Annotated in this window: 9 protein-coding genes and 2 pseudogenes; 3 read left to right on the forward strand and 8 right to left on the reverse strand. The window is 45.7% G+C overall.

The features are described from left to right. Positions 1 to 498, forward strand: a pseudogene (locus AC0YNZ_RS23365) (transposase); the annotation flags it as partial. A 156-nt stretch (positions 499 to 654) separates the two neighbouring features. On the opposite strand, the gene AC0YNZ_RS23370 reads toward AC0YNZ_RS23365, so the two are convergent. The 3 genes from AC0YNZ_RS23370 to AC0YNZ_RS23380 form a co-directional block, all read right to left on the reverse strand. Then, positions 655 to 1,581: an ROK family protein gene (locus tag AC0YNZ_RS23370; RefSeq protein WP_475828898.1), complete on the reverse strand. Its 927-nt coding sequence runs from the start codon at positions 1,579 to 1,581 to the stop codon at positions 655 to 657. A 13-nt stretch (positions 1,582 to 1,594) separates the two neighbouring features. Next, a complete protein-coding gene (locus AC0YNZ_RS23375) occupies positions 1,595 to 3,346 on the reverse strand; it encodes a class I mannose-6-phosphate isomerase (RefSeq protein WP_475828899.1) in 1,752 nt (583 codons plus the stop codon). Between the two features lie 77 nt (positions 3,347 to 3,423). Continuing rightward, positions 3,424 to 4,200, reverse strand: coding sequence for a DeoR/GlpR family DNA-binding transcription regulator (locus AC0YNZ_RS23380; RefSeq protein WP_475828900.1), 777 nt, complete (start codon positions 4,198 to 4,200; stop codon positions 3,424 to 3,426). Positions 4,201 to 5,457: 1,257 nt separating this feature from the next. On the opposite strand from AC0YNZ_RS23380, the gene AC0YNZ_RS23385 reads away from it, so the two are divergent. Then, entirely contained in the window at positions 5,458 to 5,670 is a 213-nt protein-coding gene (locus tag AC0YNZ_RS23385; protein WP_475828901.1) for an alpha/beta-type small acid-soluble spore protein, read from the forward strand. A 262-nt stretch (positions 5,671 to 5,932) separates the two neighbouring features. On the opposite strand, the gene AC0YNZ_RS23390 is transcribed toward AC0YNZ_RS23385, so the two are convergent. The 4 genes from AC0YNZ_RS23390 to AC0YNZ_RS23405 form a co-directional block, all read right to left on the reverse strand. Then, complete coding sequence (locus AC0YNZ_RS23390) at positions 5,933 to 6,121, reverse strand: hypothetical protein (RefSeq protein ID WP_475828902.1); 189 nt, start codon at positions 6,119 to 6,121, stop codon at positions 5,933 to 5,935. Beyond that, entirely contained in the window at positions 6,111 to 7,280 is a 1,170-nt protein-coding gene (locus tag AC0YNZ_RS23395) for a DUF4062 domain-containing protein (RefSeq protein ID WP_475828903.1), read from the reverse strand. Before AC0YNZ_RS23395 ends, AC0YNZ_RS23390 begins: the two co-directional genes overlap by 11 nt. Before the next feature lie 360 nt (positions 7,281 to 7,640). Beyond that, entirely contained in the window at positions 7,641 to 9,881 is a 2,241-nt protein-coding gene (locus AC0YNZ_RS23400) for a lamin tail domain-containing protein (protein WP_475828904.1), read from the reverse strand. 507 nt (positions 9,882 to 10,388) lie between these two features. Then, on the reverse strand, positions 10,389 to 10,865 hold the full coding sequence (locus AC0YNZ_RS23405) for a hypothetical protein (protein ID WP_475828905.1): 477 nt from the start codon (positions 10,863 to 10,865) through the stop codon (positions 10,389 to 10,391). A gap of 307 nt (positions 10,866 to 11,172) precedes the next feature. Between AC0YNZ_RS23405 and AC0YNZ_RS23410 the strand changes: the two are divergent. Then, positions 11,173 to 12,279: pseudogene (locus AC0YNZ_RS23410) on the forward strand (transposase); the annotation flags it as partial. Positions 12,280 to 12,424: 145 nt separating this feature from the next. Here AC0YNZ_RS23410 and AC0YNZ_RS23415 read toward each other — a convergent pair. Then, positions 12,425 to 12,607, reverse strand: a complete 183-nt coding sequence (locus tag AC0YNZ_RS23415) for an alpha/beta-type small acid-soluble spore protein (RefSeq protein WP_475828906.1) — start codon at positions 12,605 to 12,607, stop codon at positions 12,425 to 12,427. Positions 12,608 to 12,726 lie beyond the last annotated feature (119 nt).

Consider the following 12,726-nt stretch of genomic DNA (forward strand, 5'->3'; position numbering starts at 1 on the left):
AAAACGAGCGGCAAGCGGAAAGCGGACCTCCCGAAGCTGCCGGTAGAAACGGTGGCGTATGCCCTTGCCGAAGGGAGAAAGTCTGCGGTTGCTGCGGCGGAGCGCTACATGAAATGACGACCGAGACCCGCCGTGAAATCGCCGTCGTGCCGCCGCAAGTCAAGGTGATGGAGCATGTACGGCAGGTGTTTGCTTGCCGCCACTGCGAGCGCCATGAACTACAAACGCCGATCATCACGGCACCGATGCCAAAGCCTGTCTACCCCGGCAGCATGGCATCTTCATCGGCGATGGCGCATGTGATGTGCCAGAAATACATACGTGGGCAGCCAGCCGTTGTACCACCAGGAACAGGAATGGGCCCGTTTGGGCTATCCGCTGTCGCGGCAAACGATGGCGACCTGGATGATCTACGGCGCGGAGCAATGGCCGCTTCCCATCGTGGCAGAGATGAAGTGTCATCTGCTGAAGCAGGAGGCGCTGCATGCGGACGAAACCTACAGTACCCATAATACCTCTCCAATAAAAAATGAGGATAGCCTCTAATTTCATTCTATTAGAACTACCCTCTCAATGTTTTGGAGAACCATTTGATTGCTCATACCGCGATTTTCTGCCAATTCCTCTTTCCACTACCATATATATGCAAAAAATTCATCCTCTGACGTAATCATAAATCCCCTTAAAAGTGCTTGTAAGTGTATCTTGACTTATTAAAACATCCGTCCTAAGGCCCTGCGAAGCCAATCCCTCTTGAAAAGTGTGAGCGAACAAAAAGCCGCTTTTAGAGATTTGGCCGCCTAGAATGATCCTGTCAGGGACAAATACACGTAGAGCAGGTAATAAAATGAGGGCCATTCGCTGACCGAATAGCTCAAAAAGCTGTCTCGCGCCAGGCTCTTCGGATATAGCGGAATTCGCCAACTCGCGTACGTCACGACCTCTCAAATCCATCCCCAGTTCCAAAGCCAATTGAATAATACCTCTTTTGGAGATATAGTCGTCCGCAATCCCGTTTCGATAGGGCACTTCATACAACCAACCGTTTTCCGGAACGTCGCTCCGTTGTTTCACCAAGCGTCCATGCTCCAGAAAACAGGAGCCGAGCCCCGTTCCGATTGTTAAGCATACGACCCTGTCTGCGCCTTGGGCTTCCCCGTAGACGGCTTCGCCGAGGCCGAACAATGAGGCGTCGTTCCCGAAAGTGATGCGGAACTCCGGGGCAATCCTCTCCTGCACGGTAGCATCAGAGTGAAGCGCTTCCTCTAGCATCTTTCCGATAGGAAGCCCGTATAAGGAATCAAATTTGCCCAAGTCCCGAATGAGGCTTATCCCGTTTTCATAATCGAAAGGACCGGGAAACGCCATACCAAGTCCGCTAATCCGCTGGTTATCTTGCTCTACTTTGGAGATAACGTCCTTAACAATCCTAGCAAAGTTATTGATGATCTCATCTGCGGCTAATTCGGCTCGAGAATCGTAATGCGCGATGCTCGGCCCGAGAATCGTTCCTCCGCATACCGCCGCGGCCTTGATCTGCGTTCCTCCGACATCGAAGGCCAGAATAATAGAAGAATTCAATTTAAGCTGCCCCCTAAGCTCTGACATAAGCTTTTATCGTACCGATGGTTTTCCCTTCACTTTTACCGCTTGGCCGAATCAAGTAGGTCGAGACGGAAGCAGGGACAATGAAAGTTTCCGCATATCGGACCACAAATGGCTCGAACGATCCATCAGGACTTTCAACGGTCGCCTCTTCGCCTTCGATAAGGTTCAGCATATGAACACTTCCGTTCGACTCGTGAATGACAGGAAGCGAGAACCAGTGCCGACGCGTCTCGATGAATTCGAGCTCGTGCAGACCCGTCCGCTCTTCTATCCATCCTTCACCTTCCGCCACCTTTTCGATCTGGCCCACGCATTCTGACGTCGTCCATTCGGTAGTCCGGTTCCATTGAATGACTTTGGCCCCATGCTCCACATGAACGGGTCTAGGCAGCCCATCGAGACCGAGCCGATCCCAGTCCCATAGTTTAAACGTGAAAATATAAGGCGTAGCGCTAATCTCCAGCACCATACAGCCCGATGCGGAGCAATGGACCGTTCCTGCCGGGATGAGAAAATGATCGTGCTTGGCTGCGGTATATACATTGACATATTCCTCCGCTGGAAACGAGCATTCCCCATTCTGTGCGTTGCGCAAATCCGTTATCATGGCTGCGGGATCGATGTTTTCCTTAAGCCCTAGATACACTTCTGCCCCTGGCGCGGCATCAAGAATATAATAACTTTCGTCCTGCGTATAAGACATGCCGAACTGCTCGCGGATATAGTCAGTAGTCGGATGCACCTGCAAGCTCAGGTTCTGTCCTCCTATCGTATCGAGGAAGTCGAACCGAATCGGGAATTCAGCACCGAAGCGCGAATAGACCTTCTCCCCCAGCAGCTTAATCGATTCGAAGAAGACTAGATTGATGGCAGGTATCTCCAAACGCAAAGATCCGTATTGAAAATAAAGGCTGTTTTCTTCCGGGACACCATCGAAACCCCATGCGTATGGATGATTTTTTTGGGGTAGATCTATGTTAGACTCCAACCACGTACCGCCCCATACTCCCGGGTCGAAGTAGGGTACGAGCCGGAACGGCTGGCTTGCGGTCTGAGAAAGCCCGGCGAACAACGCTTGCTTGGATAACATCTTAGGTTCATTCTTAGTATTCGAATCCAGATAGTAATCGATACGATCGATTAGAGATCTCTTGAGCCGGTCCGCCATGCGCCATTCAAAGAAGAAGCCGCGCTTGTAGAGACGAAGAGTATCATCTTCTCTTTTACTTGTCCGCCAGTTGCCCATCTCCTTCGCTCGGAAGCGAAGTTGAATTTCCCAACGTGCTAAGTCCGCGTAGATAAGAACGTCACCACTGGCGATAAGTGAGGCTCCAAATCCGATGACCACGATAATCCCGTCATCCATCGCTGCTATCTTACTACGTAATTTGTCGACTTTATCCGGCTGGTAAAACTCATCTATATTGAACGGCGCCATGTACCCGAATACGCGATCGTCCGACATATAACGCTCGACTTTGCGATCAACCTCTAATGGGTCGAGTGCTGCCTCTTCAGATCTGACAATCATATTCGGCTTTAGGGAGACTGCCAATCCTTCGAGAATTTCCTCCTGTCTGACGCCAGGGTAACATTCCACAATGACGATCGCCTTCTTCTTCCTCTTATTCGCAATTGACGCACCTATCGTATCCCCGATCGCCTTATAGCCCGACCAAGCTTCATGCTCCCAATTTCGAATCGTGATGGATGGCTCCTTGTTGTATGAAGATTTCATGTAATTTCACAGCTCCTTCGCATTAATTTATCATAATATATCATAAATTAACACAAATGAACATCATTATTTATCATCTAGATGATATGTAGCTCCACGCCGCTTTCTTCGATGTGCTTCTTGTCCTCATCCCCTATGCCTTGATCCGTAACAAAAACATCAATATCGGTAAGTTGAGCCACAGTCGAGAAAAATCTTTTTCCGATCTTGGACGAGTCGAGGAGCATAACGACCTTTTTGGCAGAACGGATCATCGCTTTCTTTACTTGCGTGTCAAGCAGATTAGGATCAGTAAAGCCTCCTTCGGATAAATACCCCAAGGCGGATAAAAACAGGGTATCTGCATGATACCGTTCGAAAAATTCTTCCGCGACTGGTCCGACAAAGGTTCCTGATAATTCCCTTAGCATGCCGCCACAGCAAATGATGGTATTTCTATCCGATACAAGTGGGCGATAGCGACTTAACGTTTCCATTCCGTTCGTAAGCAAGGTCAACTGGTCGTACGACACTAGAAGCTCTGCCATACGGGAAACCGTTGTTCCGTTCTCTAAGATCAGCACGTCCCCATCTCGCACAAATCGTTCAGCCACATAGGCAGCCAAGCGGTCTTTAACATCCTGATTGCGGGCCTGTTTAGCGGCCAAATCCGGTTCTTCTTCCGAGGAGAGAGAATCTCGATAGATCACTCCTCCATGGGAACGTAGCACGTGCTTTTCCTTCTCAAGCACGTTCAAATCACGGCGGATCGTCATTTCCGATACTCCAAAATGATCGCTCAGCTCTTTCATGGTGGCAGCGCCATGTTCGGATATGTAGTTTAACAGTGCTTGTTTCCTTTGCAAGGGTAGCATGATCGCACCTCCAGTTTTTTTCACTCATTCTAACACAAATGATCGAAAATGTTCAAAGTTTCAATTAGCTTCTCAGCATCTTTATCTAAACAATCAGATATTTCGGAACAGAAGTACTCATTCCACTATAATCAATGTGCTTGTTGATTTTGTTTTCACCTTTCCTGAATCATATATTCTTGAACATCATGATCCCTATTTGGCAATGAAAAATTTCAAGTTCAATACGGAGATACGATTTGTTCTTTAGGCAATTTTAAAAATAAAGTACACGTGTCATGCGTGAACCAACCCTATACATTTTATCAACATTTAACGGCCAAAGTACACGTTCTACGTCTTCTTGTCCGAGAGTGAATATGCCGCTATCATTCTTCTTCGCGTAATTATCCGTCGCTTGCTTCGCGAGTATCTTAGTTGGTCCAATACCTACACAGATTCGAACGTTTATGGATACAGCTACTTTTTTCAGAATCATTAAGGCCAGTTCATCTGGCGTACAACCGAAATGTTTGAGAGAACCAATTTTCGTTTTTGTACAAATGTCTGTAAATCGTAAATCGACCTGTGGCCTTGCTACATTTGCATTCGAATATAATATGGGCGTCTATTCTTGAATCAAAAAACCACAAGCGATTTGATCACTTGTGGTTTTTTTGATTTGTTGATTTGTTGGCAGCTGCTGGTTGTTGGTACTTGTCTCGCTGTTTCAGTCACCAATATCTTTAAAAACGACTCCCGGTAGAGCTCCGGCAGCCGCGACTGGCAGCGTCAGGCATTCCTATTCTGGACGTGGCCGGGGACGCTGACGAGCATGTCCCGTATGCCGAGAACGGCGCTCTTATCGTTCAGAGATATTGCGAGCACAGAGGAACCCTCGTAGAAATCGGGAAGAGACATTGGTCATCACCCGCACAGCTTGGAAGATCCCGAGCTTATCGTATCGGTTCGTGGGGAATCATATGTGAAGCGTTCACGGAAGCGCCCATGCATATTCGTTCGATCATGGTCGTCTGTCCTTTTTGAAAGTGGAACATTATGTAATTTCTCTCGAGCGGATTGGACGCCGATTCTCCTTGCAATCGCGAGTCTTTTAGCTTTCTAACCCTACAGGCAAGCAAAAGAGCCCTTTCCTGTTCTCCGCCTGCTCATTCCATGCAGAAAGTGAGCACCTGACGAGCCCCAAAAATACTATGGATGTATAATATACAAAACTAACCACAAAATAACTTCACACCCAGTAAAGGAGTGACATACATGAGCAGAAAAAGTTTAGTCGTTCCACAAGCACAAGCAGCTCTTGACCAAATGAAATATGAGGTAGCACAACAGTTTGGAATTCAATGGTCTCCAGATGGTTACAATGGGAATATGACTACTCGTGATGCAGGTACGATTGGTGGAAACATCACTAGAGCTTTAATTCAAATGGCAGAACAATCCCTTGGCTCAGGAGCAAGAAGATTCTAAATATAAAAATAAAGATGGCCCTTTTTAATCACTTGGAGGGCCATAATTATTGTTTTCAGGTCTGTTTCGGCTGCCGTCGCCGATCGATACAAAAATGGAGCGTGGCCAACACGCTCGCCCCTTCCGCGCCGCCGTTAAAAAGCAGGGATCATCCGTTACTGAATGAGGAAGGATGAACAAAAAAATCAGCGGCAGCCTTGGGACTAAAAAATCATGCCCTTTGACTACCGCTGTTTATTCTAACCAATACGACACAAATCATTTATCTTTTGAACGCCTCGTCAAGACGTTCTTTAATGAACTGACTGTTTTTCCGTCGATTTGCCCGCTGCTCACGAATAACCTGCGCCGCGCTTTTCTTAGAAGACGCAAACAGTAGCGCATCCTTCGGCTGAGTACCTACGGCTTCGGTAACTACTCCGTTCAATGATACATATACCTTAGTCGCCATGTTGCATCCCTCCTATCAGCATTCGCGCTAAATCAAACGCCAATGCATTTTTATCAATTATAACACGTATAACACTGTCTTTGGAAGCCATGAACTTGTCTGTATTCCATTCGGGGCCACACCTCAAGTGAAATGTCATTACATGTTTTGGGAGACGGAGGCAAAAATAAAAGGTACAATTCGATTCCTTGAAGAATACCTGATCATCCGGCTCCGGGTTGCTGTATGTAAGTGCAACAAAAGAGTCTTTGTTGTCCAGAAGGTAATAATCTTCACCAGTAGCTGAACCCGTCTTTTCCATTACCACCATACGGTCGTTTTGAAACTCATACAAGGTAACGGCCGAACATTTATCGAAAGCGCCCACTGGTTCCTTAACGAAGCCGTAGTCGTGCTCAACTATATCACCAGACACCGAACGTCGGAAGGATTCCAAAAAGGCTTTGAGATTGCGAAACCCATCGATATTTATACTCGGAATGGCATTGGTCAAGACATCATAAAACTGATCATATTGATCCAATTGGCGTTCATTCGTTTCAATCGCGTCTTTAAACGGCATCAATTGAATTCCTCTTCGCAACAGGTCACTGAAATACAATTTCCAGTCAGGGGTGACAGCAAGGTTTAAGTCCTCAAAATAAAGGCCACGCCCTACAATGTCATGGAGGAAAAACCAAACGTAGGGATCGACGTGAGAAGAAAGCTCGGCAGCACGAAGTGCAGCAACAATTTCCGATGCCTTTGGGAATGAGGACGTTTCCGTTTTATAAGCCTCTACATATGTCTCTATTATCCCCTTCGCCTTGACGAAATATTCTGCCTTTACTGTACTGTCCACAAACACCAGAACGGTTTTGCGCCGGGCACATGCTTCAATGAGCTCCAAATGTGTAACGGTTCGTTGTGATTGTTCGTAGAACGTGCCAGCCTTGTTTGAAATGAATAGTAAAAATGCATCTGATTCACGTACGCACTCAATGCATTTTAGAACAGGATTAGTGTGGGAATCCCATGCCCCGAAGTTTCGTTCAAATAACATCGGCTCGTGCCCAAGCTCACGCAATATCTCCCACATATTTTCCCTCAGCTGCCGGAGTGAATCTTGAGTGACCGAGCTTATAAATATCTTGGTTTTCGTGAACACGGCGAATCTCACATCCTATCACACACGTTATCAATAGATTAGTTATCTTTTACTATAACATACTTTCAGAATGTGGTAATTAACGATTGTGAGCTACCATCGGTTATACACGATCTATATATCGGCTTTTGTATAGAGTAGCTAATTCTATAAAATAAGTTGCCACAGAACTCTTCAACAAGAGCCGTAAATTTTACATTTGGCGCAGACGCAACATATTTAAGCAGACTCGTTATTAATCGACCCAAGTCTGCTTTATTCATGCTTCTTATCATTCGATTTTTTTCTCTGCTATTTGGACTCTGTATAAATATCTAGTTACTCTAATTGTTTTGCCCGTTGGAATATTTTAACTGGAGCGACCTATAGAGATTAAGGAGTTGGAGTTCCGGAAGTCCAATCTGCGTTTGTATCCGAATCAGTACTTGGATTAGTACGGTAGATAGTTTTTCCAGTGACGGCCGATACACTCCATCCGGAAACAAAATTCTCCCAGGCAACAAAATCTTTCTCGCTGGCTGAACCATCTTTCAATGTAATTTTATCCCCACTGTTAGAAAGCGATAGTGTCATACCGGAAAGGCTCGGCTGCTTCCCGAACAGAGCATTAAAGCCTCCTGCATTCCGTGCGATCGTAAAGGTTCCGCTGGCCGAAATCGAATGGCCCGAAGGAATTGTAAAAGTACCGGCATTGTCGCTAATCGTCCAACCGGAAATATCGACTGCGGAAGAAGAGGGATTGTACAGTTCCACATACTCTTCTATATCATCGTTGCCAACGGTATCGTAATAAACTTCCGATATTTTGATACCCGCCGGATTCGAGGTACCTTGGCCGGCATTCCAATCCCACCAGAACACATTCTCATAGTAATTCGCTACTTGCGAATTCTCTACGATTACCCCCGCTTCCCGATTGTTTATCGGGCTGTTCTCGGACCAATTGATCGAGGAAACGAGCACTTTATTCCCGTCAGCAATCATCCCTTTGTTGTGGACCTTTTCCAAATGAGTGGTTGGCAAGTCGATCAACTTTGCACTCATATTTAACCCTTCGGAAGCTGCAGTATCATTGATGTATTGGACTGTATATTGATTGTCACGTGTATCCGTTGCATCCAGGAATGCACTGTCCAAAATAACGCGGACCTCTACTCCGCGACGTGCCGCGTCGATCACTCCTTCCAGATAAATGTTTGGGTCGGTAGCCGGACTTCCGCTAGCAGCGCTTCCCCAATGTTTATGGATGTACAATTGCTCCACATAAAGCGTTTTGGTCGCATTTCGCATCATCCCGATGATGGCTTTTTCCTTCAGAAAGGTGGAATCCGGAGCGAAAACGGGAGTGACTTTCATCGTGCCGGTAATCGTCTGACTGGTGAAAGGTGCCACGTAGCTACCGCTTGGATTCGCCGTATCAGGGATAAATCCCGTACTTGGTTTACCGTAGGCAGTGCCCGGCGTATACGGGAAGCTATCCTTGAAGCCTTCATTCCAATCCGCATCGAAAACATTTTTCACGTAATTCGCGTAATTGACGTTGTTGATGATAATCCCCCAGCCCCGGTTCCCATACGTGTTAGTCGTCGGAACACCGGTTTCTTTCCAGTTTTCTGACTGAAGAAATACTTTTTGTCCATCAATGATCCCGTACTTGGCATGGTCGAACCGGTACCGCTTAAAACGTTCATTGGCGGTATCGCTTATGATATACCTGACTAGGCCACCGGCGTTCACGATCTGCTGGGAAACGTATTTGGATTGGTCTGTCAGTCCGCCGACAGGCTGACCTTCGAGGAATACCCGGACTGTAACCCCTCGGGCAATCGCGTTTTCCAACGAGGTAAGCAGGTAGGTGTTGTGGAATTCGTAGAGATTCAAATCAATTGAAGTCGTTGCACTATTTAACAGGTTCGTTAAGGTGCTGTAGCTGCTGTCAGGTGAAGTATAGACGGTTACATCACCGGTGAAAGTAAATGTTGGCGTATCAAATCGGGATTGGCCAGCCTGATACACGCGAAGCCCATCCCAATCTGATACCGTATTGGAATCCTCCCATTCCCCTGTTGATTCGACTCGGTCGCGCACAAGTATGATACCTTCGCTCACATCGGAAACCGTCGATCCGGACCAGCATGAACAGGAATAGGTTGAGGTACCATAGAGGACCGCATCGACGATTGTTGAAGTACCGTCCTTGAGGAGAACTTCATCTCCGGCATTGGAGAAAGTAGGCACTGTTCCGGAAACAACCATTTGAGGTATGGCGGCGGCGTTATCGGCTCCGTATTCAAAGGAAGGGACAATTGTCACCATTTCACCTTTAAATTTCGACGCATCCTTTGCAATGTACATGGTGGATCCGGACGATATAGACGTTCCGGAAGGGAATTTCACTTCATAGCTTCCATTTGAAATCGCCCAGTTCGAGAGATCTGCTGATGATCCGGTAGGGTTCGTGATGGCCACATATTCTTCAGGCTCGTAGGAAAGATTGGTGTCGTAATAAACTTCCGTGATGATCACAAGAGCAGGTTGCGCTGCCGAGCCAAAAGCCGGAGCGATGGAAATGGCAAGTGTCATCATTAAAATCAATAAACCTAATTTTTTCATGAAGTCCCTCCTAAAATAGTAATGACTACTTTAGGATAAAATCAGAATGTAATGTAATCATTCACAAAAAATTATGATTTTGTGGATTTGTCTTCCCTTTGGTTCGTATATTCCAATTGTATGATCTCTCGTAACCGCTACAACATTCAATCATCTATTACGAAATTAAATATTTAGGGCACACATTATTAATCACAACAAACTTTAAGATCGAGTCGTTATCCTAGTTTAGGCAATTTACTATTGTTTGTGTATCCTGAATCGTAAGCGTTCTTGATTGCGTCTGCCAATTCGGGCGTATATTTCATGATTGTCAGTCTTCCTCGATCTATGGCCGCTTTAGCGTATTCATCAGAGTAATACAGAGCATCATCCGTTACATGCACTAAATAGTATTGTCGTTCCGGACCAACTTTACGGCTTTTTACTTTTGTATCCAAGATCTTTTTAGACCTGCCCAATTTGGTACCTTCATGGATGTCAATGCCCCAGATCTCCTGGCTACTATTATATAAAAACCTCGTAGCCGACGACTACTCTGCGTTCTAGACTGTCGGATAAAGTAAGTAATTTAAGTAATGTACAATCCGTTTTCGGTTTAAATTTCCCCTTTGTAGTTTTGGAGGATGCCTTTCCTGTAGTCACGTCTTTGGAGACTTTTCGCACTCTCGTTTTCTTGCCTTCGGAAGAAACTTCTTCATCACTATTCATATTAGCCTTCTTGCTTGCCAATTTTTCCATGAGGTCTTTTTCCATTTCCTTTTTTATCTTTTGCATACCTTGCGTCATTTTCCGGGTTAAATCCTGCTCCAATTTCTTCTGCAATTCTAGGGTACTTACGACCTTGGCTTTAGTTGTCGCCTTGGTAGAGGTGGCTTTCCGACTCTTTGTTTTCTTGGAGAGGCGTTTTGGTTTCGTGAGAGAATGAAGGGTTTTCTTTAATTCCTGCATCAAGGACTTTTCTGCCTTTCGTTGCCGCGCCATATGCGTCCTCCTTCAATTTGTTACACACCAAGGCGGAACTCCGTAGGAGTCTCGCAGATGTGTGTACTCCGACTAATTTTATTTTACCTCTAATAATTGATACTTTTCATTACATAAATAAGCTGTAAACTCGACTTTCGCAGTAAAATTATTTTAGAAAATATCAAGAGAATCTTCATTTCTCTTGCATATGTCTAAAATCTCTGTAGTTATCGATATTCCCGTCCACTGATGATCGGCAAATACCTAGATGGCTTTCGGCATGGTCCAGTCGGTGCGAAAGCGTGGATAAGCTGGGTAGCAAAGTCAATGTGTGGAGAAAGGACTCATTAAGAGTAAAACCATTATTTTAGATGCCACTCATACCCAAGCCGGAAGTCAAAAGCAGCGTCCTTTGGACGTGTTACGGGATGCTGCCAAACGTCTTCTGCGAGCGGTTGTAAAACGGCATCCGAAGCTGGAAAAGAAGCTCCCAGCCCTACCACGTATAAAAAGTGAGAAAGAAGACGGAGCGCAGATCATGCTACATTACTTGGCTAAATTGGGTGAAACCGTAGAGGAACTGCTGCCCGATCATGAAGGAGCGATTAGCGACAAGGTTCAAATCGCTAGACAAATCGTAGAAGACGAACGACTGCTATCCCATAAAGGCATTCTTTCTGCCATTGATCCAGACGCACGATTCGCTTGGAAAAGCCAAACCAAATCCTTCTTTGGATATAAAGAGCATTTAGCCATGACGGAAGAAGAGATTATTACAGCGGTCGTAGTCACACCCGGCAGCAACGATGATGGAAAACAACTACCCTTGCTGTTGCCACAGACGCGAGCAAACGGAATTACGGTAACGGAAATCATTGCAGATACGGCTTATTCTGGCAAAGATAATCTAGCGGAGATGAAAGAAGAATCGATTCAGCCTGTCGTTCCGCTAAACCCTGTTGTTCATCATGGAGGCGAGAGTCAAGAAGGGTTTGAATACAACAAAGATGCGGATTTTGTGATATGCCCTGCTGGTCAGCATAGCACTCGGAAAGCAATGCAAGGAAGTAAACAGAGCGGAAAGAGCCGCTCCCTTGTGTTTTATTTTGATGTTGAGAAGTGCAAGACTTGTCCGCTGAGCGAAGGCTTTTACAAACCAAACTCAAAAAGCAAGACATACTCGATTCGCATCATTGCGGAGCACTTCAAGGAGCAGATCGAGTTTGAGCTTAGCGATACGTTTAAAGAGCGTATTAAGCGCAGACCGATTATTGAACACAAAAGTGCAGAGATGAAGAGGTTCCACGGTATGGCAACAGCCAAATACAGGGGTCTATTTCGCATGCGAATACAGACGTATCTCACCGCGTTTGTTGTGAATGTGAAACGGATGGTAAAGCTAGTCGAGCAAAAGCAGCCCGCCCTCGCATGAGGAACGAGCTGCTTTTTTAGTATTCTCGATTACATTTCCAATTTGAAGCTCACTGTTACTCAAAAGGAAGTCTTTTGCAGTGCTCTCATTGTCTAGGGGGCCTTTCGTTTTTTTGTTATCTGAAGTGTTTTTCCTTTCCAGTTCGTTAGATAATACCATGTCCATTACGAAGATTATTAGTTTTTCCAGCAAGTTGTTGTTCAGCAATTTCAACTAAGCGGCGAGTAATCGATCCGCCAATTTTCCCAGCATTATAGGTGGTAATATCGCCATTATATCCATCACGAGATAGTCGAATACTAAGTTGTGAGGCAACTTCATATTTCAATTAAGTAGTAGTATTGTCAGCCGCAGTTACGCGAAATTTTAAACATATATGTGCTTACCATTCGACATGGTCAAACTCGATGTAAGAACTAGCTCGAAAAAGCAGCTGCCAGCATTGAC

It is taken from the genome of Paenibacillus sp. J2L1-98 (assembly GCF_056269405.1).